Origin of the sequence: Cyanobium sp. ATX 6A2, assembly GCF_024346355.1 — a bacterium.
In the GTDB taxonomy this organism is placed as follows: Bacteria; Cyanobacteriota; Cyanobacteriia; order PCC-6307; family Cyanobiaceae; genus NIES-981.
Genome location: NZ_JAGQCU010000001.1, coordinates 266,490 through 287,094, shown reverse-complemented (window position 1 = coordinate 287,094; position 20,605 = coordinate 266,490). Strand labels below are relative to the sequence as shown.

The window sequence follows — 20,605 nt, the reverse complement described above, 5'->3', positions numbered from 1 at the left end:
GCCGATTCCGCCCTTGTGCCAGCAGCCCAGCTCAGCGACGCCAGCTTCGAGACCGAGGTGCTGCAGTCGTCTACTCCCTACCTGGTGGATGTCTGGGCCCAGTGGTGCGGTCCCTGCCGGCTGATGGCTCCCCTGATGGACTGGGCGGCGGCTGAGTATGCCGGCCGCCTGTTGGTGGGCAAGCTGGAGGCTGATCCCAACCCCGCCAGCCGCGACCGGCTGCAGGTGCAGGGCCTGCCCACCCTGGTGCTGTTCAAGGGGGGGGAGCCTGTGGCTCGCCACGAGGGCGCGATGGCCCAGGCCCAGCTCAAGGCCTTCCTGGATGCCCATCTCTGACCGCCTGAGCCGGCTCGGCAGCGGCGTCTTCGCCCGCAACGACCGCCGCAAGGCGGTCTACAGGGCCCGTGCGGCCGATCCCGGTTCGGGGCTGCCGGCGCTGCTCGATCTCTCGCTGGGCTCCACCGACCTGCAGCCGCCGGTGGTGGCCCTCGAGGCCATCGCCGCCCAGCTGCAGCGGCCGGCCAGCTCCGCCTACTGCCTCCATGCCGCCACCCTGCCGTTCCGGCTGGCCGTGGCCGGCTGGGCCCAGCGGCGCTTCGGCGTTGCCGTGGATCCCGAGCGCGAAGTGCTGTTGCTGGTGGGGTCCCAGGAGGGCACGGCCCACCTCCCCCTGGCGGTGCTCAACCCCGGCGATGGGGCTCTGCTGCTCGATCCTTACTACCCATCCCACATGGGCGGCTTGCACCTGGCCTCGGCGCGGCCGGTGCTGCTGCCCCTCGATGCGGCCGCCGGTTGGCGACCCGATTTCGAGCGCCTGCCTGCCGCCCAGTGGGACGCCCTGCGGCTGATGGTGCTGGGCTTCCCCCACAACCCCACCGCCACCACCGGTGAGCAGGCCTGGCTGGATGCGGCGGTGGCGAAGGCCCTCGCCCACGACATCGTGCTCGCCCACGACAACCCCTACGTGGACCTGGCCCTGGAGGGGGAGGCCCCGGCCTTGCTGCGCAATCCGGCCTGGCGCCAGTGCGGCATCGAGTTCTTCTCCCTCTCCAAGAGCTGGTGCCTGGGGGGCTACCGGCTGGCCTTCGCCATCGGCGCCGAGTGGCTGATCACCGCCCTGCGCCAGCTCAAGGGGGTGGTGGATTTCAACCAGTCGCTGGCGCTGCAGGCCGGCGCCATCGCGGCCATCGAGCAGGCGCCGGAGTGGCCGGAGCAGCTGCGGGGGGTGTACCGCGAGCGCCGCGATGCCATGGCCGCTGCCCTGGAGGCCGCCGGCTGGCCGGTGTGCCGCCCCTCGATGGCGCTCTATCTCTGGCTGGCCTTGCCCCCCCAGGCGCGGGGGCTCGATTCGGAGGCCTTCTGCGCCGCCCTGCTGGAGGGCACAGGCGTGGCCCTCACCCCCGGCAACGGCTTCGGGCCTGCGGGTGAGGGCTGGGCCCGGCTGGCGCTGGTGCACCCACAGGTCGAGCTCGAAGCGGGTGCCGCCCGCATCCGCCACTGGCTGGCCGCTCGGTGATTCCGGCTGTGCCCGCCACCAACCCGGGCCCCTGGCAGCTGCGCCGTCTGCCGGTGTGCGCCAGCACCGAGATCGAACTGGAACGCTGGCTGCGGCGGCGCGGCGGCGGGCCCGTCGCCGGCCAGGCTCCCCTGGCGGTGGTAGCCAGGCGCCAGCGCTACGGCCATGGGCAGCGGGGGCGTCCCTGGCAGTCGCCCCCGGGGGGGGTGTGGCTGAGCGCGGCCCTGCCCTGGCCGGCGCGGCCCGCTGCCGCTCTGGGGCTGGCCGTGGTGGTGGGGCTGGCGCTGGAGCTCGAGGCCCTCGGCCTGCAGCCCCGCATCAAGTGGCCCAACGACCTGCTGCTGCAGGGGCGCAAGCTGGCCGGCGTGCTGCCCCGCCTGCGCCTGCGCGGCGATCGCGTGCGCTGGGCCCAGGTGGGCGTGGGCGTCAACGGCATCAACCGCGTGCCGCCCGGGGCCATCGCCCTCGCGGAGGCGCTGGGTGGGGCTGGACACCACCATCCCCAGGCTCGGCCCCGGCGTCTGGAGTGCCGCGTGCTGCGGGCCCTCGCCTGGGCCCGCGACCAGGCCGGCGATGGCGATCGCGCTGGCGGCAGTGGCGAGGCCATCCGGCGCCTGGCGGAGAGCCGCCTCCAGAGCTGCCCCCAGGGCCTGCTGCATGCCGGCTCGCTCTGGCAGGTGGAGGGGCTGACGGTGGATGGCGCTCTGCGGCTGCGTCGGGGGCCCCTCACCACCCGCCTGCAGCGCCGGTTCTGAGACCGGTGCTGCGCCGGTGGGCCTGATTACTATTAGCCCCATGGTGAGATCTTTGTTCCAGCGGTCGATCCGCGTGAGCCTGGGCCTGACCTCCCTGGTGGCCCTCTCCAGCGTCGGGGGGTTGGGTCTGGCCCTGGCCCAGGAGCAGGCCCCTGAACCGTCCCGGTCTGCACAGCCGCCAGCGGCGGCACCGGCGGCAAGCCTGGGAACCGCCCCCATCACCCTGCCGCCGGATCTTCCCCGGCCCGCTCCGGCGGTGCCGATCGCCACTCCGCCAGCCTCCACCGCACCGGCGGCGGCCCCCCAGCCCGGCCGCCTGAGCCAACCTGCCCAGCCCAGGCCCCTGAGGCCCGATCCCGCCGGCCTGGCCACCCCCGAGCCGCGGCGCTTCGACCGTTCCCTCGACGAGCTGGTGCGCGATGGCGTGGTGACCCAGGCCGAACGGGATCGCATCCGCAGCGGTGCCATGGCCTCGCCGGTGCAGGCCCCTGCCCACCGCCAGGCCTGCCGCAGCGGCGCCCTCTCGGAGCAGGAATGCAACACCGGTGTGGTGGTGCGCTGGCGCGGCCGATCCGAGAACCAGTCCTGGCCCCTTGATCCCAGCGATCCCGCCGCCCTGGACGCGGCCCGTGAGCAGCTCCAGGCCGGACGCAGCGGCTGGAGCGGTGCCATGGGCGAGGTGTTCACCACCCCGATGACCACGCCCCTCACCGTTCCGGTGGCCTCCCTGCTGGGTGGCGATGGCAGCAGCCTGCGCCTGGCCGATGTGTTTGCGATCACCCCCCGGCCCGCTCCGGTGGCCGGCAACGGCAACCGCAGCCTGCTGTTCCCCCTGATCGGCGCCGGGGTCAACACCAGTGGGTTCGGCTATCGCCTGCACCCGATCCTGGCGAGTTGGCTGATGCACACCGGCATCGATCTGGCTGCGCCCACGGGCGCCCCGGTGGTGGCGTCGCTCGGCGGCAAGGTGGTGAGCAGCGGCGAGGCCGGGGGGTATGGCCTGGTGGTGGAACTGGAGCACGACAATCCCCGCCGCCGCACCCTCTACGCCCACCTCAGCGAGTTGTATGTGAAGGCGGGTGACCGCGTGCGCCAGGGCGAGGTGATCGGCCGTGTCGGCAGCACCGGCCTGAGCACCGGGCCGCACCTGCACTTCGAGCTGCGCCTGCCCAGCGACGGTGGCTGGGTGGCGGTGGATCCGGGCGGGTTCGAGCCGGGTGCTGATCTGCTCAACCCGCTGGGCAGCGATGTGATCGCCCAGATGATGGGCCAGCTGCTGCAACGGCTCGAGCGTCCTGACAGCATCGCCTCAGAAGCCGGCCCGCTGGGGGGCTGAGGCGCGGCGGCTGAGGCAGAAGGGCGAGGATCCGGAACCCTTCAGCCGGTGATGCGGCCGTCGCGGAAGTGCACCACCTGCTCGGCCCGGGCGGCCACGTTGTCCTCGTGGGTCACGATCACCACGGTGATGCCGCCGCGGTGCAGCTCATCCACGATGTCCAGCACCTCTTCGGTGGTGTGGGAATCGAGGGCCCCGGTGGGCTCATCGGCCAGCAGCAGGGCCGGCTCGTTGATGATCGCCCGGGCGATCGCCACCCGCTGCTGCTGCCCGCCGGACAGCTGGTTGGGCTTGTTGTGAAGGCGTTGCCCCAGCCCCACCCGCTCCAGGGCCCGTCGGGCCCGCTGGCGCCGCTCGCTGGCCGGAACCCCGGCGTAGATCATCGGCAGGGTCACGTTGTCCAGGGCCGTGAGCTGGGGCAGCAGGTGAAACTGCTGGAACACGAAGCCCAGCTCGCGGTTGCGCAGATCGGCCAGCTGATCGTCGTTGAGGGTTTCCACCGGCACGCCGTTGAGCCGGTAGCTGCCGGCAGTGGGACGGTCGAGGCAGCCAAGGATGTTCATGGCCGTGCTCTTACCCGATCCGGAGGCCCCCATCACCGCCAGGTAGTCGCCCTGGTTCACCTGCAGATTGAGGCCGTCGAGGGCACGTACCTCGGCATCGCCGCTGCCGTACACCTTCTCCACACCCACCAGCTCGGCCACCGGCATGGCCAGCTCACGCCGCGCCTCAGATGGGCGTGAACCGTTCGTCCCTGAACCAGTAGAACCTGAACCAGCCGAATCCGAACCAGTTGAATCTGAACCCCTCAGGCGGGATTCAGAGAGCCGCGAGTCAGCCAAGGGTGCCCTGCAGGATCGGGGTTCCAGCCACACTCTGGCTGGCCCAGGTGAACAGTGGGCTGGAAAGGATCCCGCCAACTGCCGTGACGATCACGCAGCCCACCAGGGCGGCGCGCAGGGAAGGCAGCCCAGGCAGCGACCAGTTGATCTCCGGGTAGGCCTTCACCACATCGGAGGCCTCCTGGGGCTCCTTCACCACCATCATCTTGATCACCGAGATGTAGTAGTAGATCGACACCACCGAGGTGAGCAGACCCACCACCACCAGCAGGTACTGGCCGTCGGCCCAGCCGGCGAAGAACAGGTAGATCTTGGCGAAGAAGCCGAGCATCGGCGGGATTCCCCCCAGGGACAGCAGGCAGAGGCTGAGGCCAAGGGTGATCAGAGGATCCTTCTGATACAGGCCGGCATAGTCGGCGATGCGGTCGCTGCCGGTGCGCAGCGAGAACAGGATGATGCAGGCAAAGGCGCCCAGATTCATGAACAGATAGGCGGCCATGTAGAGCACCATGGCCGCGAAGCCTTCCTCGGTGCCGCACACCAGCCCGATCATCACGAAGCCGGCCTGGCCGATCGAGCTGTAGGCCAGCATCCGCTTCATCGAGGTCTGGGCCAGGGCCACCACGTTGCCGAGCACCATGCTCAGCACCGCCAGCACGGTGAACAGCAGCTTCCATTGGGTGTCGAAACTGCCGAAGCAGCCCACCAGGATGCGCAGGGCGAGGGCGAAGCCAGCGGCCTTGGAGCCCACGGACAGAAAGGCCACCACTGGCGTGGGCGAGCCCTCATAGACGTCGGGCGTCCACTGGTGGAAGGGCACGGCCGCGATCTTGAACGCCACCGTGGCCAGCACGAACACCAGGGCCAGGGCGGCGATCGGGCTGGCGCTGGTCTCCAGGGCCAGGGCCACGGCGTCCAGGCTGGTGGAGCCACCGGTGAGTCCATACAGCAGGGAGGCGCCGTAGAGGAACACCGCCGCCGCGGCCGAACCCACAAGCAGATATTTGAGGGCCGCTTCAGAGCTGCGGGCGTCGCGCTTCATGTAGCCCGCGAGCAGATAACTGGCGACCGAGAGGGTTTCCAGAGACACGAAGATGGTGACCAGATCGGTGGCACCGCACAGGACCATGGCCCCCAGGGTGGCGGCCAGGAGAATGGCGGCGTATTCGCCAACCGGCGTGCCGCTGCGCTCCACATAGCGCCAGCTCAGCATCAGGGTGATCAGGGTGGAGGCGGCCACCACGGACCGGAAGGCGATGGCCAGGTTGTCGGCCAGAAAACTGCCCAGAAAGGAGGGCTGCAGGTCGGCCGTGTTCCACTGCAGCGCGAGCAGCAGCAGGGCGGCGCCGAGGCCGGCATAGCTAAGCGGGGGCACCCAGCGGCTGGCGGCCTGCTCGCCCGCCAGGTCGACCAGCAGGCAGGCCAGCAGGGCCAGCAGCACCGCCGCCTCCGGGGCGATCGCTGCGGCGTTCAGCTGAAGGGCCAGGCCTGGGATGCCGGCACCGCTGCCGATGGCCTCGCTGGCGTCAATGGCGCCGACGGGAATGGCGGCGACGAAACGGGCGGGCACCGCCACGCCGGGCAGAAACATCACAGTGGCTGTGGGGCCTGGGTTTGTTGGGGCCGACTGTAACCGTGTTGGCCTCGTCGCCCTGGGCCGTCGGTGCGATAAAGAGGGAGGCGGTCGTCCACCTGTCTGTGGGTCACACCCTGGTCATCGTCGAGAGCCCCACCAAGGCCCGAACCATCCGCAAGTTCCTGCCCGGGGACTTCAGGGTGGAGGCCTCCATGGGGCATGTGCGCGACCTGCCCAATAACGCCAGCGAGATCCCAGCCGCCCACAAGGGCGAGAAGTGGGCCAACCTGGGGGTGAATACCGCCAGCGCCTTCGAGCCCCTCTACGTGGTGCCGAAGGACAAGAAAAAGGTGGTGAAGGAACTCAAGGACGCCCTCCGGGATGCCGACCAGCTGCTGCTGGCCACCGACGAAGACCGGGAGGGCGAGTCGATCAGCTGGCATCTGCTGCAGCTGCTCAACCCCAAGGTTCCGGTGAAGCGGATGGTGTTCCACGAGATCACCAAGGAGGCGATCAGCCGGGCCCTCGAGGACACCCGCGACCTCGACATGGAACTGGTGCATGCCCAGGAAACCCGGCGCATCCTCGATCGCCTGGTGGGCTACACCCTCTCGCCCCTGCTGTGGAAGAAGGTGGCCTGGGGCCTCTCGGCCGGTCGGGTGCAATCGGTGGCGGTGCGGCTGCTGGTGCAGCGCGAGCGGGCCCGGCGCGCCTTTCGCAGCGGCAGCTACTGGGACCTCAAGGCCCGGCTGGAGCAGGGCGGCGGTGGCTTCGAGGCCAAGCTCAGCCACCTGGATGGGGTGAAGATCGCCGGGGGCAGCGACTTCGACGAGACCACCGGCGCCCTCAAGGCCGGCAGCAAAGTGAGGCTGCTGGCCGAGGCTGAGGCAAGGCAGCTGCAGCAGGCCGTGGAGCAGGCCCCCTGGCGGGTGGCGGCGGTGGAGGAGAAGCCCACCACCCGCAGGCCGGTGGCTCCCTTCACCACCAGCACCCTGCAGCAGGAGGCCAACCGCAAGCTGCGCCTCTCGGCCCGCGAAACCATGCGCACCGCCCAGGGGCTGTACGAGCGCGGCTTCATCACCTACATGCGCACCGATTCGGTGCACCTGAGCGAGCAGGCGATCAGCGCCGCTCGCAGCTGCGTGGAGCAGAAGTACGGCAGCACCTACCTCAGCCCCAGCCCGCGCCAGTTCACCACCAAGGCCCGCAACGCCCAGGAGGCCCATGAGGCCATCCGCCCGGCGGGCGAGAGCTTCCGCGACCCGGCGGCCGCCGGCCTCGATGGCCGCGACCTGGCCCTCTATGAGCTGATCTGGAAGCGCACCGTGGCCTCCCAGATGGCTGACGCCAGGCTCACGATGCTGAGCGTTGACCTGGACGTGGACGCTGGCACTCTCGGCCGGGCCGGGTTCCGGGCCAGCGGCAAGCGCATCGACTTCCCCGGCTTCTTCCGCGCCTACGTGGAAGGCAGTGACGATCCCGACGCCGCCCTGGAGGGCCAGGAGGTGCTGCTGCCGGCTCTCAACCAGGGTGACACCCCGGCCTGCAAGGGCGTGGAGGCGCTGGGCCACCAGACCCAGCCGCCGGCTCGCTACAGCGAAGCGGCCCTGGTCAAGACCCTGGAGAAGGAGGGCATCGGCCGCCCCTCCACCTACGCCTCGATCATCGGCACGATCGTGGACCGCGGCTACGCCACGCTTGCCAACAATGCCCTGACGCCCAGCTTCACCGCCTTTGCGGTGACGGCCCTGCTGGAGGAGCACTTCCCCGATCTAGTGGATCCCGGCTTCACGGCCCGGATGGAGAACACCCTCGATGAAATCTCCCACGGCCAGGTGCAATGGCTGCCCTACCTGGAGAGCTTCTACAAGGGAGACAAGGGCCTGGAAACCCAGGTGGCCCAGCGCGAGAGCGACATCGACCCGGGCGCCTCACGCACGGTGGCCCTCGAGGGCCTGCCCTGCGTGGTGCGTATCGGCCGTTTCGGCGCCTACCTGGAAACCAAGCGGGTGGCCGACGATGGCAGCGAGGAACTGGTCAAGGCCACCCTGCCCCAGGAGATCACCCCGGCTGATCTGGATGCGGCCAAGGCCGAACTGATCCTGCGGCAAAAAGCGGAGGGACCTGAGGCGCTCGGGGAGGATCCCGAAACCGGCGAGCTGGTGTATCTGCTCTTTGGCCAGTACGGCCCCTACGTGCAGCGGGGCCAGGTGAGCGACGAGAACCCCAAGCCCAAGCGCGCCTCGCTGCCCAAGGGTGGGAAGCCGGAGGAGCTCAGCCTCGAGGACGCCCTCGGCCTGCTGCGCCTGCCGCGTCTGCTCGGGGAGCATCCCGACGGGGGCAAGGTGCAGGCGGGCCTGGGTCGCTTCGGACCCTATGTGGTGCACGACAAAGGCAAGGGTGAGAAGGACTACCGCTCCCTCAAGGCTGAGGACGACGTGCTGGAGGTGGGCCTTAGCCGCGCCCTGGAATTGCTGGCCATGCCCAAACGCGGCCGCGGTGGCCGCACCGCCCTCAAGGACCTGGGCATCCCAGAGGGCGGTGAAGAGGCGATCCAGCTGTTTGATGGCCCCTACGGCCTCTACGTGAAACAGGGAAAGGTGAATGCCTCCCTGCCGGAGGGCACCACCGCCGACACGATCAGCCTGGAGCAGGCGGTGGAGCTCCTGGCCGCCAAGAAGTCCAGCGGCAAGAAGGGCAGCAGCAAGGCGGGCAGCCCCAGGACGAGCGGCGCCAAGAAGCCGGCCGCCAAGAAACCGCCCGCCACCACTAAGAGTGGCCGCCTGCGCGCCAGTGCCGTGCGGGTGATCCGCGCTGCCGACAGCTGATGGAGCGCCCGCGGTGCCCAAGGACTGTCCCCCGCCGCCGCCGGCCCCTGGGGCTGATTCTGCCCCTGGCCCTGCTGCTGGCGGGCTGCAGTGGCACCCCCCTGGGCGAGCAGCTCAGCGACAGCTTCCCCGATGGCCAGGCTCCAGGCGAGCAGTCCCCAGTCCCCGGCGCCGGCCCGGAGTCGGCCGCCCCAGCGCCGCTGGGCCCCGATCCGGCGGCGGCCGGTGCGTCACCAGCACCTGGCGCACCGCAGCCCGCCCCCGCCACTCCAGCGCCCGCCGCCGTTCCTGCACCCAGCGCAGCCCCCGCGCCGTATCGCCTCACCCTTCGGCTCAGCGGGGCCGACCCGGCCGCCCCGGCGGAGGCCGTGACTCAGGCCCTGCGGGCCGCCGGACTCGTGTTTGAGGTGGAGGTGATCGAGCGCATCCCCGAGGCCTCAGCGCCGCCACAGCCGGCCACGACGCCAGCGCCCGCTCCAGCGCCCGCCCCCGCCACCCGCTGATGGCCTCTCCCCCCGGCGGTCACCTCAGCCCCCGCCAGGCCCGTCAGCTGATGGACACGGCCTACCTGGCCGCGGCCACCGCCCTGCTCTGGGTGGCGCTCTACTACCTGCCGGTGGGCAGCCCCCTGTTCCGGCTGGCCCTGCCCCTGCCGCTCACCCTGCTGCAGCTGCGCCACGGCTGGCGCTGCGCGAGGGAGGGGCTGGTGGTGACCACCCTGTTGCTGGTGGCCCTGATGGGACCCATCCGTGGCCCCCTGGTGGTGTTCCCCTATGGGCTGCTGGCCCTGTGGCTGGGCTGGTGCTGGCGGCGGCGCTGCAGCTGGTGGCTGAGCTGGGGCCTGGGCAGCGTGATCGGGGCCGCTGGCTTCCTGGTGCGGGTGGCGGTGCTCTCCGTGCTGGTGGGCGAAAACCTCTGGGTGGTGATCACCACGGCCGCCGCGGGGCTGGTGGAGCGTCTGGCGGGACTGGTGGGGCTGGCCGCCGCCGTGCAGCTCGAGCAGGTCCAGGTGGCTGCAGTGCTGCTGGTGTGGGTGCAGAACGTGGTGATTGTGCTCACCCTGCACGCCGTGGCCTACTGGATCTTCCCGCGACTGCAGGCACCGATCAGTGAGCCGCCGCCTGCCCTGCGGGCCCTGGTGGCGGTGGATCCCCTCTGAGCTGATGCTGCCCTCTGCGGACGCGGCGGCCTGGCCCCGCAGCCGAGTGCTGCTGCTGCTGGCCGCCACCGCCACGGCCGCCGTGCCCGGCATCTCCGCGGCGGGTTCCACCCCCCAGGCCCGGCGGACCACCGCCGCCGCCGATGCCGAGCTGCTGGTGTGGGGGCCGGCCCGCGCGCCGGTGCATGCCCTGCCGCCCCTGCCGGCGGGGGTGAGCCCTGCCCTGATCAGTCACGTGGTGCTGGCCGAGCTGGGGCTGCTGCCGCGGCTCACGGTGGTGGATCTGGGCTGCGCGGTGGCGCCGGGGGTGCCCCATCTGCGGCTGCCCGCCGGCGAGGGCCGCGGAGCGGCGGCCTGCCTGAGCGGTGGCAAGGCGCTTCCGCCGGCCCGGGTGGAAGCCCTGCTGCGGCGGGGACGCAGCTGGGGGCAGCGGCTCGATCCCCGCCAGCCCCTGGTGCTGGCCGAGTGCGTGCCGGGGGGCACCAGCACGGCCCTGGCGGTGCTGCGCGGGCTGGGGCTGGCCGCCGACGGGCTGGTGAGCGGCAGCCTGCGCTACAGCGCCCATGACCTCAAGGCCGCCCTGGTGTCCCGGGGGCTGGCGGCCGCCGGCCTGGAGCCCACCACGGTCTCGCCCCAGGCGGTGCTGGCGGCCCTGGGCGATCCGATGCAGGCCCTGGCGGCGGGGCTGATCCCGGCGGCGGCCGAGCGGGGGGTGCCTGTGCTGCTGGCCGGCGGCAGCCAGATGGCCGCGGTGCTGGCCCTGGCCCTGGCCCTGACGCCGAACAGCCGCCGTCCGGCGCTGGCCGAGCGGGTGACGCTGGCGACCACCGCCTGGGTGGCTGAGGAGAGCGGCAGTGATCTGGAGCGGCTGCTGGAGCTGATCGGCGAGCGCTGGCAGGTGAACCCGCGCCTGGAGGTGGCCGCTCTGCGCTTCCACACCTGCCGCAGCAGCGCCCTGCGCGACTACGAGCGGGGCTATGTGAAGGAGGGGGTGGGGGCGGGCGGCCTGGCCTGGCTGTGGCAGGCCTGTGGCCGTGAGCCCGGCGACCTCGCCCGGCTCTGCGATCGGGCCTGCAGCCGGCTTCTAGGGTCGGGGCCATGAGCAGCTCCGCCCCCCTCCTGTGCCGCCGCCAGTTGCTGCGGCTCGGGTTGGGCACCGCCGGGCTGCTGGCCCTGCCGGCCGCCCTCGGCGGCTGCAGCCGTGAGAGCGCCGGTGCCGAGCTGCTGCACGGCACCGGCGCCCTGCCCGCCGGCTGGCTGCGGCAGCTGCCGCGCGGCTGGCGGGCCCAGGCCCTGCCAGAGCCCATGGCGATCAGCGCCCGGCTGGAGGCGGATGGCGGGGAGCCGCCAGCACCGGCTCTGGTGGCGCTGGCTGATGGCTGGGCCACGGCCCTGCCACCCCAGAGCTGGCGCCCCCTGGAGGCCCCTGAGCTGCTGGCCGCGCTCACCGACTGGGCCCAGCCCGCCGCCCGGCTGTTCGCCGCGGAAGGCCAGCCCGCCGTCGCCTTTCCCTGGTCCTTCAGCCCCTGGGTGCTGGCGCTGCGCTCACGGCCGGCCCTGGCCGAGCGTGCCGCGGAGGGCTGGGATCTGCTGCTCGATCCCAGCCTGCGGGGCAAGCTGGTGCTGCCTTCCAGCCCGCGGGTCTGCGTGGAGTTGATGGGCCGTGATTTCGAGCGCATCCAGGCGCTGCGCCGTCAGCCCCTGGCCTATGACGACCGCAACGCCCTCAACCTGCTGCTGGCCGGCGGGGCGGAGGCGGCGGTGGTGCCCCTGCGGCCCCTGATCCCACTGCTGCGCCGCGACCCGCGGCTGGCGGTGGTGCTGCCACCCGGCGGCGCGCCGCTGAGCTGGCAGCTGCTGCTGCGGCCGGCGGCGGCTGAGCCGGTTGGCCGGTCTGAGGCGCCGCCGATCAAGCCCTGGATGGCCGAGGCGCTGGAGCCACCCCTGCTGAACAACCTGCTGCTGGGCGGCTGGGTGCCGCCGCTGCCACGGCCTCTGCTGGCGCCGCTGGTGACCCGCTTCCCCGAGCCCATCGCCAGCCTGTTGCTGCCGCCCGACGCCGTACTTGAGCGCTGCTGGAGCCTGGCGCCCCTGACGGTGGCCGAACGGCTGGCCATGCAGACCGTGTGGGACGCCGCTGCCCCCGCCAGCTGAGCCCGGCCGCGCCTCAGCCCCAGAGCCGCCGCCGTGGCGCGGCCGCCAGCCGCCGATGGGTGTCGGCCAGCAGCTCGGGGATGGGCAGCTGGTGAGGGCAGCGGGGCAGGCAGTCGCCGCAGTGCCGGCAGGCCTCGGCGTTGCTCTGCTCCCACCAGTGGCCGGCGCGGCCGATCAGGTTGTAACGCTCGCCGGCGAAGACGCCCATGCCGTGGCCGACGGCCAGGTTGCGCAGCCGCAGCAGCTCCGGGATCGGCACGGAACTGGGACAGGGCAGGCAGGCGCGGCACTGGCCGCAGCGCTCCGGGCCGAGGCGCTCCCGGCCGGCCGCCGCCAGGCGCTCGAGGGCGGCCCGGTGGGCGGGGCTGAGCCAGGTTGCCGCGGGCCCGGCGAGGGCGGCGGCCCAGGCCAGATCCTGGGGCTGTTCCGCCCCCAGGCTGAGGGTGGAGATCCCCTGATCGAGCAGAAAGCGATAGGCCAGCTCCAGGGGGTGGAACGGGTCGCAGTCGGCCAGCAGTTCGGGCGGCGGGTCGTAGAGCCGGCCGCCCTTGTCGGCCGGGGAGATGGCGAGCACACCGATGCCCGCGGCCAGGGCGCTGCGGGCCAGGGGCAGGCGGGTCTGGTCGAACAGGTGCAGATGCAGGCTGCAGAAGCTGAAACGGCCCGTGGCCAGGGCGGCCTCGATCAGGTCGTTGCCGCCGTGGCTGGAGAACCCCACCTGCCCCACCAGCCCCTCGCCGAGGGCCCAGGCCAGCAGTTCGGCGCCGGCTCCGTGGCTGGCCCACTCCAGGTGCTCGGGGCGGTTGAGGCCGTGAATGGCCAGGCTGTCGAGGCGGGGGATGCCCAGCCGGCTCAGGATCGCGGTGAGCTGGCGGCGGCCGGCCTCGAGATCGCCCAGCGGCAGCAGCTTGCTGGTGATCCGCCAGCCACCGTGGGGCCCCAGGCCCTCAGCGGCGAGGCTGGCCAGACCCTGACCCAGGAACGTCTCCGCCGGTCCGTAGGCCGGAGCTGTTTCCAGGTGGTTGATGCCGGCGGCCAGGGCGGCCCGCAGCACCACCGCCATCTGCTCCGGGCCGGCCAGGGCCCGCATGGTGCCGAGGGTGAACAGCGAAACGCTGCGACCGTTGCCGAAGGGCCGCTGGGTGGCCTCAGACCGGACTGGTGTCTGAGGTGTCATCGCTGGCCTCACCGGAGTCGTCGCCGCCGGCATCCGGCTCGGGCTGGGCCTTGCTGAGGTGGCGCACCAGCTCGGCGGGGCTGACCGAGTCGAGGAAGCGGCGGAACTCGTGGCTGTCTTCGGCATCAGCCTCGGCATCCACGGGGATCGAGGCATCGGCCACCACCTCCTCGAGCATCCAGATGTCGCTGCCGGTGCGCACCGCCAGGGCGATGGCGTCACTGGGCCGCGCGTCCACCTCCAGCAGCTCCTCGGCGCCCTCGCCGCCGTCGAGCCGGCTCAGTTTGAGCACGGCCCGGAAGGTGTTGTCCTCGATGGCGTGGATGATCACCCGCTCGAGCTGCAGCTCTCCGGCCCTGAGCAGCGACACCATCAGGTCGTGACTGAGGGGCCTGGGCGGCGGCGCATCGGCCACGCCGGCCAGGATGTTCTGGGCCTGGGCCTGATCGATCCAGATCGGCACCTGGCGCCGACCCGAGGGGTCCCGCAGCAGCACGATCGGGCTGCGGCTGGCCGCATCCAGGGCGATGCCGGCGACACTCATTTCCACCATGACCTGGATCCCCCTCTGACCGATTATGACCAGCTGGGCGGGTTTCAAGGATGTTCACCGGACTGGTGCGGGCCACGGGGGTGATCGAGCGGGCCGGCGGCGGAGTGCGGCTGCGCTGGCCGTCGACGTCCGGCCACTGGCAACCGGGGCAGCTGGAGCTGGGCGAGAGCGTGGCGGTGGACGGGGTATGTCTGACGGTGGCCGAGCGGCTTGCCGACGGTTTCCGGGCTGACGTGAGCGAGGAGACCCTGGCCCGCAGCACCCTGGCGGGCAAGGCCGATCGCCGCGCCGGCGTGAATCTGGAGCCGGCCCTGCGCCTGGCCGACCGGCTCGGCGGTCATCTGGTGAGTGGTCACGTGGATGGCCTCGGACGGGTGCAGGCGATCGAGGTGCGTCCCGGCTCCTGGCATGTGGACATCCGCTGGCAGGACCCCGCCTACGGCCGCTACGTGTGCGACAAGGCCAGCGTGGCGGTGGACGGGGTCAGCCTCACCGTGGCCGGCAGCAGCGATGGCGGCGCCCACTTCTGGATCGCCGTGATTCCCCACACCTGGACCGGCACCACCCTGCAGTGGCTGCGGCCCGGGGCCATGGTGAATCTGGAAGCCGACCTGATGGCCAAATACGCCGAGAGCCTGCTGCAGGCCCGGCTGGCCAGGGTGGCGGGGGGCGGTGGGGTGGGCGCTGCTGAGGCGGGGGCTGGCGTGCCGGATCTCGACCGCGCCTGGCTGGCCGACCATGGCTGGGGCGCTTAGCTTCAGACCAGCCGAGCAGCCAAGCGATGACCTCTGCCACCCGTCTGCGCCTGGGCGGTCAGCTGCGGGCCTTCACCCTGTTCGAGGGCGTGTTGATGCTGGTGCTGGGGGTGCTGGCACTGCTGTTTCCGGTGCTGGCCTCCGTGTGGGCCACGGCGGTGGTGGCTGTGGTTTTTCTGGTGGGCGGCATCGTCGGTTGGATCGACAACCTGATGCGGGCCCGCGTGCTCAACCGCTGGCTCACCTTCTGGCGGCTGGTGGTCTCCACCCTGTTTCTGGTGGCTGGCTTCACCATGATTCAGCAGCTGGGTTCCGGCCTGGCCGCCGCCGCCGCCTCGGTGGCCACCCTGGCCCTGGCGATCGGCCTGGTGTTCCTGGTGGAAGGTGGGGTGGCGATCGGTGTGTCCCTCTCCCACCGCCGCATCCGGGGTTGGGGCTGGGGGCTGGTCAACGGCCTGGTGACCCTGGTGCTGGGGGTGGTGATCCTGACGATGGACAAGCCGGCGTTGCTGGGGGTGATCGGAATCCTGGTGGGGGTGAGCTTTCTGTTCAGCGGTATCGACCTGCTCACCTTCAGCGCCAGCTTCCACGACGACGACAACGGCACTGCCACTGCCGGGCGTGTCGCAGCAGGCACGGACGGCGCCGATCCGCTCTGAGTGCTCCCGGCCCCCGGGGCCGGGCTCTGCATCAGCCGGCTGGCTGCTCAGATGCGCTGCTGTCGTCGTCGCCCCCGTCGCCCCCCAGCCGCGTGAGCCAGATGGCGCCGGTGTCCGGATGCAGATCGATGCGGAATTCCTCGCCAGGCTCCAGGCCCAGCAGACGGGTGTAAGCGTTGCCGATCAGCAGATTGCCGTTGCCATGCACGCGGGTGCGGAACTCTGCCTGGCGGCCGCGGGTGCCACCTGTGCTTGCGGGGGCGCCGGCACCGGCGGGCAGGGCGTAGCCCTTGGCCAGCACCAAGGCCCGGTAGAAACTCTTGCGCAGCAGCCGTCCACTGGGGCCCACGTAGCCACAGGCCCTGGCGATCTGATCTTCGGGCCGGTTGCTCAGGGCCCGTGCCCGCTCCAGCAGGGCCTTGCCCTCCAGCATCTCTCCCGGACCGGGCTCGCCTGCTGTCGCCATGGCGCTGATCCGAATCCACATGCCTGGCTGAATTGTGCCCAACGCCTGTGAACATCGGCAACCTGAAGCCAGGCTCCCGGGCTTCAGGCGTCATGTGGCGATATCAAGATGGGCGCCCACCTCCCTCCAACCGCTCCAGACCCTCTGGCTACCTTGACCCCACCGTCGGGGTGCCATGTCCATCAGCCCGCATCCCCCACGCCAGCAACCGGCGCCAGCGGCACTGCCGTCCGCCCGCTTCGAGCTGCTCACATCCCACCTGGTGGTGGCCCTGGTGGCGCTGGTGGTGATCGGCGGGGCCACCCGGGTGATGCAGGCCGGTCTGGCCTGCCCCGACTGGCCCCTCTGCTACGGCCAGTGGCTGCCGGGTGGACGCATGAACCTGCAGGTGTTCCTGGAGTGGTTCCACCGCCTCGACGCCTTTGTGGTGGGCGTGGCGCTGCTGGTGCTGAGCGTCGCCAGCTGGCTGGGCCGCAGCCGGCTGCCGGGTTGGCTTCCGTGGAGCGCCGCCGCGGCTCTGCTCCTGGTGGCCTTGCAGGGAGCCCTCGGTGCCCTCACCGTCACCCAGCTCCTGGCCCCGGGCCTGGTCACCGCTCACCTGGGCACGGCCCTGCTGCTGGTGGCCCTGCTCAGCGGGGTGCACCAGGCCCTGGAGCGCGGCCGGCAGGATGCCGTTGCAACGCCGCTGTGGTGGCGGGCTCTCACCCTGCTCTCCCTGCTGCTGGTGCTGGGCCAGTGCCTGCTTGGCGGCTCACTGGCCAGCCAGTGGGCGGCGGAGCGCTGCCTGGCGGCGGCCGAGGGCTGCCAGTGGTTGCTGCGCCATCGCCTGGGCGCCACCCCCGCCGCCCTGGCCGTGGCCGCCCTCGTGCCGGCGTGCCTGGCCCTGCCGGCCGCTGAGCGACATCTGCGGGCCTTCGCCGCCGTGGCTGCCCTGCTCGTGGTGGCCCAGGTCGCTCTCGGGGTGACCACCCTGCGCCTCCAGCTCGCTGTTCCCGCCGTCACCGTGGCCCATCAGCTCATCGCGGCCCTGCTGGTGGCCCTGCTTGGAGCGGCGGCCGGCCGCAGCCTCGCCCCCCATTCCCAGTCCCAGGGTCCAGTCCAGGCCCCAGCCCCGGCCCTCATCACCAGCACGGACCTCTCCCATGGTTAGCCTCAGCCCCCCGTCCAGCGCGATCGCGACGGCTGAGGCCAGCGCCGCCGCCTCCTCGCGTGCCACCCCCTCGCGTTCGCTGCGGCTGCCCGCCTGGCTCGAGGTGGCCAAGCCCCGACTGATCCCCCTGCTGCTTGCCACCACCCTGGGCGGGATGGCGGTGAGCGCCGATCCCGTCGATGCCGCCACCATCGCCTGCACCTTGGTGGGCGGCACCTTCTCGGCCGCGGCGGCGGGAATCCTCAACTGCCTCTGGGAAGAGGAGCTCGATGGCCGCATGGCCCGCACCAGCCGCCGCGCCCTGCCCTCCGGGCGGCTCGAGCGCCGCTGGGCCCTGCTGCTGGCGGCCCTGCTCACCGTCACGGCGGTGCTGGTGCTGGTGATCGGGGTCAACCCGCTGGCGGCCAGCCTGGCCCTGCTGGGCCTGTGCAGCTATGTCCTGCTCTACACAGCGCTGCTCAAGCCCCGCACCCCCCAGAACATCGTCATCGGCGGGGTGGCCGGTGCCATCCCGCCCCTGGTGGGCGCCGCCGCGGCCAGCGGCCAGCTGGGCTGGTCGAGCTGGTGGCTGTTCGCCCTGGTGATGGTGTGGACTCCTGCCCATTTCTGGGCCCTGGCGCTGCTGCTGCGCGAGGACTACCGGGCCGTGGGCATCCCCATGCTGCCTGTGGTCAAGGGGGTGGCGACCACGGGCCGAGCCATTCAGGGCTATGCCCGTGCCACCGCCCTGCTCAGCCTGGCCGGCGTGCTGGCCCTGCCGGGGGGCGGCCTGCTCTACGGCCTGCTGGTGCTGCCCTTCAACGCCCGCCTGCTGCAGCTGAGCGGCAACCTGGCGCTGGACCCCCACGATGCCGACAGGGCCCGGGCGCTGTTCCGCTGGTCGATCCTCTATCTGTTCGGCATCTGTCTGCTGCTGCTGCTGGCCCGCCTGCCCCTGGCTGAAGCCCTGCAGCTTCCGCCTTCGGCTCTGCCGGCCAGGCTGCCTACATTGGCCCCTTGATTCCACGGACGACCCCACAGATGGGTGATGGTGCTGCTGGCGGCGGGCTGATCGAGCTCCGCGACCTGCGCAAGAGCTACGGCCGCGGCGACGGGGCAGTGCAGGCCCTCGACGGTCTCAGCCTCAGCGTTCCCTCCGGCACCCTCTACGGCCTGCTGGGACCGAACGGCTCCGGCAAGACCACCACCCTGCGCATCCTCTGCACACTGCTGGCTCCAGACGCCGGCAGCGTGCGGGTGGCGGGCTGCGATGCCATCGCCACACCCCGCGCCGTGCGCCGGTTGCTGGGCTACGTGGCCCAGGAGGTGGCGATCGACAAGATCCTCACCGGCCGCGAACTGCTCCAGCTGCAGGGGGATCTGCACCACCTCGATGGCCGTGAGCGCAACCGCCGCATCACGGAACTGGTGGAGCTGCTGGGCATGGGCGAGTGGATCGATCGTCGCTGCGGCGGCTACTCAGGCGGCATGCGCCGCCGCCTCGATCTGGCCTCCGCCCTGCTGCACAGGCCCCGGGTTTTGGTGCTGGATGAGCCCACCGTGGGCCTCGACATCGAGAGCCGCGCCGCCATCTGGACGGTGCTGCGTCAGCTGCGCAATGGCGGCACTACCGTGCTGCTCAGCAGCCACTACCTGGAAGAAGTGGATGCCCTGGCCGACCGGCTGGCGATCATCGAGCGCGGGCGGGTGATCGCCGAGGGTGTGCCTGCGGCCCTCAAGCGGGCCCTGGGGGGCGATCGCGTCACCCTGCGGGTACGGGAGTTCAGTGATGCCGAGGAAGCGGCCCGGGTGCAGCGGCTGCTGCAGGCCTGTGATGGCGTGCGCCAGGTGGTGGTGAACCGCTCCCAGGGCTACTCCCTCAACCTGGTGGTGGAGCACGACGGTGTGGTGGAACAGCTGCGCCGGCAACTGGCCGAGGCCGAGCTGCCCGTGTTCGCTCTGGCCCAGAGCCGCCCCAGCCTCGACGACGTGTACCTGCAGGCCACCGGCCGCACCCTGATGGACGCGGAGCTGGCCGTGGCCGGCCTGCGCGATCCCAAGGCGGAACGCAAGCAGAGCATGCGCTGAGCCAGGCTTCACTCCCCCATCCACCGACGCAGCAGCTCCAGCCCTCAGCCAGTGCGGCCCCCCATGACCTCAGCCAACCCCAGCCTCGAAGCTCAACCCGCCGAACCCTCGGCCCTCGCCGAGATCAGCCAGGAAACCCTGGCCCTCACCAAGCGTCTGTTCGTGCAGTTGCAGCGCCGACCCTCCACCCTGGTGGCCGGGGTGCTGCAGCCGCTCATCTGGCTGGTGCTGTTCGGGGCCCTGTTCGCCAAGGCTCCGGAGGGGCTGCTGCCCGAGGGCATGAGCTACGGCCGCTTCCTGGGGGCGGGCGTGATCGTGTTCACGGCCTTCAGCGGCGCCCTCAATGCCGGCCTGCCGGTGATGTTCGATCGTGAGTTTGGTTTTCTCAACCGGCTGCTGGTGGCTCCCCTGCGCTCGCGCAGCTCGATCGTGCTGGCCTCGGTGCTGTTCATCACCGTGATGAGCCTGGTGCAGAGCCTGGCGATCATGGCCACAGCCGCCCTGCTGGGCTACGGCTGGCCGGGTGGCGGTGGGCTGGTGCTGGTGTTGGTCACGCTGCTGCTGCTGGTGTTCGCCGTCACCGCCCTCAGCCTGGGCCTGGCCTTCGCCCTGCCCGGTCATATCGAGCTGATCGCCGTGATCTTCGTGGCCAACCTGCCGCTGCTGTTCGCCAGCACCGCCCTGGCGCCGATCTCCTTCATGCCCACCTGGCTGGGCTGGCTGGCGGCCCTCAATCCGCTCACCTTCGCCATCGAGCCGATCCGCGCCGCCTATGCCGGGCAGTTTTCCCTCAGCGCCGTGGTGCTCGACGCCCCCTACGGCCAGCTCACCGCCGCCAGTTGCCTGGGGGTGCTGGCGGCGCTGGCGGTGGGGCTGTTCCTGCTGATCCGGCCCTTGCTCGATCGCAAGCTCACCTGAGCCCCCACCACCATGGCCCTTCTGCAGCCGCCCAGCGGTCTGATCGTGTCGGTGCAGGCTCCGCCGGGATCGCCGCTGCGCGACCCCGAGGTGATCGCCGCCATGGCCGAGGCCAGCCTGCGCAACGGCGCCAGCGGCGTTCGGCTGGAGAGTCCGGAGCACATCGGGGCGGTGCGCCGCCGCTGCCCGGAAGCCCTGATCGTGGGGCTGTGGAAACGCACCACTCCAGGCAGCCCGGTGTACATCACCCCAGGCTGGGAGGAGATCCAGGCCGTGTGGGCCGCTGGAGCCGATGTGGTGGCGGTGGATGCCACCGAGCGGCCCCGACCTTCAGGGGTGAGCCTGGAGGAGCTGATCGCGCGGGCAGATCACCACCTCGGTGCCCCCCTGATGGCCGACGTGGACAGCGTGGCCAACGGACTGGAGGCGGCACGGCTGGGTTGCCGATGGGTGGGTACCACCCTCTATGGCTACACCGAAGCCACCACCTCCAGCCGGCCACCGGCCTGGGACCTGCTCGCGCCCCTGCGCCAGCAGTTGCCCCAAAGCACAGCCCTGATCTGTGAAGGGGGGATCGCCAGCCCGGAGCAGGCGGCCAGGGCGCTGCTCCTGGGGGCCGATGCCGTGGTGGTGGGCACGGCGATCACCGGCGTGGACCTGCAGGTGAGCGCCTACGCACGGGCCCTCAACTGAG

Annotated in this window: 21 protein-coding genes; 16 read left to right on the top strand and 5 right to left on the bottom strand. The window is 71.6% G+C overall.

Annotated elements, in window-relative coordinates:
* The first annotated feature begins 15 nt into the window (after positions 1-15).
* The 4 genes from KBY96_RS01425 to KBY96_RS01410 all read left to right on the top strand — a co-directional run bounded on the left by KBY96_RS01425 (position 16) and on the right by KBY96_RS01410 (position 3,607).
* Positions 16-336 (top strand): thioredoxin domain-containing protein, encoded by a 321-nt coding sequence (locus KBY96_RS01425; RefSeq protein ID WP_254977416.1) that lies wholly within the window; start codon positions 16-18, stop codon positions 334-336.
* Positions 323-1,516 carry an aminotransferase class I/II-fold pyridoxal phosphate-dependent enzyme gene (locus KBY96_RS01420; protein ID WP_254977415.1) on the top strand — a complete coding sequence of 398 codons (1,194 nt, stop codon included), beginning with the start codon at positions 323-325 and terminating at the stop codon, positions 1,514-1,516. Before KBY96_RS01425 ends, KBY96_RS01420 begins: the two co-directional genes overlap by 14 nt.
* An 8-nt stretch (positions 1,517-1,524) precedes the next feature.
* The gene (locus KBY96_RS01415; RefSeq protein ID WP_254977414.1) at positions 1,525-2,271 is read left to right on the top strand and encodes a biotin--[acetyl-CoA-carboxylase] ligase; all 747 of its coding nucleotides are present in this window, start codon (positions 1,525-1,527) and stop codon (positions 2,269-2,271) included.
* 73 nt (positions 2,272-2,344) lie between these two features.
* A complete protein-coding gene (locus tag KBY96_RS01410) occupies positions 2,345-3,607 on the top strand; it encodes a peptidoglycan DD-metalloendopeptidase family protein (RefSeq protein ID WP_254977413.1) in 1,263 nt (420 codons plus the stop codon).
* A 41-nt stretch (positions 3,608-3,648) separates the two neighbouring features.
* Here KBY96_RS01410 and KBY96_RS01405 read toward each other — a convergent pair whose 3' ends face one another.
* Both KBY96_RS01405 and KBY96_RS01400 read right to left on the bottom strand, forming a co-directional pair.
* Positions 3,649-4,317 carry an ABC transporter ATP-binding protein gene (locus KBY96_RS01405; RefSeq protein WP_254977412.1) on the bottom strand — a complete coding sequence of 223 codons (669 nt, stop codon included), beginning with the start codon at positions 4,315-4,317 and terminating at the stop codon, positions 3,649-3,651.
* Between the two features lie 124 nt (positions 4,318-4,441).
* Positions 4,442-6,040, bottom strand: a complete 1,599-nt coding sequence (locus KBY96_RS01400) for an NAD(P)H-quinone oxidoreductase subunit N (protein ID WP_254977411.1) — start codon at positions 6,038-6,040, stop codon at positions 4,442-4,444.
* 107 nt (positions 6,041-6,147) lie between these two features.
* Here KBY96_RS01400 and topA point away from each other — a divergent pair, with 107 nt between their 5' ends.
* From topA to KBY96_RS01375, 5 genes are read left to right on the top strand one after another with little or no spacing between them, the layout of a single operon-like run.
* Positions 6,148-8,853, top strand: a complete 2,706-nt coding sequence (topA, locus tag KBY96_RS01395) for a type I DNA topoisomerase (protein WP_254977410.1) — start codon at positions 6,148-6,150, stop codon at positions 8,851-8,853.
* The gene (locus tag KBY96_RS01390) at positions 8,853-9,356 is read left to right on the top strand and encodes a hypothetical protein (protein ID WP_254977409.1); all 504 of its coding nucleotides are present in this window, start codon (positions 8,853-8,855) and stop codon (positions 9,354-9,356) included. The genes topA and KBY96_RS01390 overlap by 1 nt, the downstream gene beginning before the upstream one ends.
* Complete coding sequence (locus tag KBY96_RS01385) at positions 9,356-10,012, top strand: DUF2232 domain-containing protein (protein ID WP_254977408.1); 657 nt, start codon at positions 9,356-9,358, stop codon at positions 10,010-10,012. The genes KBY96_RS01390 and KBY96_RS01385 overlap by 1 nt, the downstream gene beginning before the upstream one ends.
* A gap of 4 nt (positions 10,013-10,016) precedes the next feature.
* Positions 10,017-11,114: a nicotinate mononucleotide-dependent phosphoribosyltransferase CobT gene (gene cobT / locus KBY96_RS01380; protein WP_254977407.1), complete on the top strand. Its 1,098-nt coding sequence runs from the start codon at positions 10,017-10,019 to the stop codon at positions 11,112-11,114.
* Complete coding sequence (locus KBY96_RS01375) at positions 11,111-12,166, top strand: twin-arginine translocation pathway signal (RefSeq protein WP_254977406.1); 1,056 nt, start codon at positions 11,111-11,113, stop codon at positions 12,164-12,166. Before cobT ends, KBY96_RS01375 begins: the two co-directional genes overlap by 4 nt.
* A gap of 13 nt (positions 12,167-12,179) precedes the next feature.
* On the opposite strand, the gene KBY96_RS01370 is transcribed toward KBY96_RS01375, so the two are convergent.
* A complete protein-coding gene (locus KBY96_RS01370; RefSeq protein WP_396122228.1) occupies positions 12,180-13,256 on the bottom strand; it encodes an aldo/keto reductase in 1,077 nt (358 codons plus the stop codon).
* Positions 13,257-13,314: 58 nt separating this feature from the next.
* On the bottom strand, positions 13,315-13,896 hold the full coding sequence (locus KBY96_RS01365) for a bifunctional nuclease family protein (RefSeq protein ID WP_254977404.1): 582 nt from the start codon (positions 13,894-13,896) through the stop codon (positions 13,315-13,317).
* Between the two features lie 50 nt (positions 13,897-13,946).
* Here KBY96_RS01365 and KBY96_RS01360 point away from each other — a divergent pair, with 50 nt between their 5' ends.
* A complete protein-coding gene (locus KBY96_RS01360) occupies positions 13,947-14,651 on the top strand; it encodes a riboflavin synthase (protein ID WP_254977403.1) in 705 nt (234 codons plus the stop codon).
* A gap of 26 nt (positions 14,652-14,677) precedes the next feature.
* Positions 14,678-15,310 carry a DUF308 domain-containing protein gene (locus tag KBY96_RS01355; protein WP_254977402.1) on the top strand — a complete coding sequence of 211 codons (633 nt, stop codon included), beginning with the start codon at positions 14,678-14,680 and terminating at the stop codon, positions 15,308-15,310.
* 31 nt (positions 15,311-15,341) lie between these two features.
* Here KBY96_RS01355 and KBY96_RS01350 read toward each other — a convergent pair whose 3' ends face one another.
* Positions 15,342-15,743 carry an AbrB family transcriptional regulator gene (locus tag KBY96_RS01350; RefSeq protein ID WP_254977639.1) on the bottom strand — a complete coding sequence of 134 codons (402 nt, stop codon included), beginning with the start codon at positions 15,741-15,743 and terminating at the stop codon, positions 15,342-15,344.
* A 208-nt stretch (positions 15,744-15,951) separates the two neighbouring features.
* Here KBY96_RS01350 and KBY96_RS01345 point away from each other — a divergent pair, with 208 nt between their 5' ends.
* The 5 genes from KBY96_RS01345 (at position 15,952) to KBY96_RS01325 (ending at position 20,604) form a co-directional block, all read left to right on the top strand.
* Positions 15,952-16,926: a heme A synthase gene (locus KBY96_RS01345; protein WP_254977401.1), complete on the top strand. Its 975-nt coding sequence runs from the start codon at positions 15,952-15,954 to the stop codon at positions 16,924-16,926.
* Entirely contained in the window at positions 16,919-17,926 is a 1,008-nt protein-coding gene (locus KBY96_RS01340) for a heme o synthase (RefSeq protein ID WP_254977400.1), read from the top strand. The genes KBY96_RS01345 and KBY96_RS01340 overlap by 8 nt, the downstream gene beginning before the upstream one ends.
* Before the next feature lie 20 nt (positions 17,927-17,946).
* Complete coding sequence (locus KBY96_RS01335) at positions 17,947-18,993, top strand: ABC transporter ATP-binding protein (RefSeq protein ID WP_254977399.1); 1,047 nt, start codon at positions 17,947-17,949, stop codon at positions 18,991-18,993.
* Between the two features lie 63 nt (positions 18,994-19,056).
* On the top strand, positions 19,057-19,911 hold the full coding sequence (locus tag KBY96_RS01330; protein WP_254977398.1) for an ABC transporter permease: 855 nt from the start codon (positions 19,057-19,059) through the stop codon (positions 19,909-19,911).
* Positions 19,912-19,923: 12 nt separating this feature from the next.
* Positions 19,924-20,604 carry an N-acetylmannosamine-6-phosphate 2-epimerase gene (locus KBY96_RS01325; protein ID WP_254977397.1) on the top strand — a complete coding sequence of 227 codons (681 nt, stop codon included), beginning with the start codon at positions 19,924-19,926 and terminating at the stop codon, positions 20,602-20,604.
* Position 20,605 lies beyond the last annotated feature (1 nt).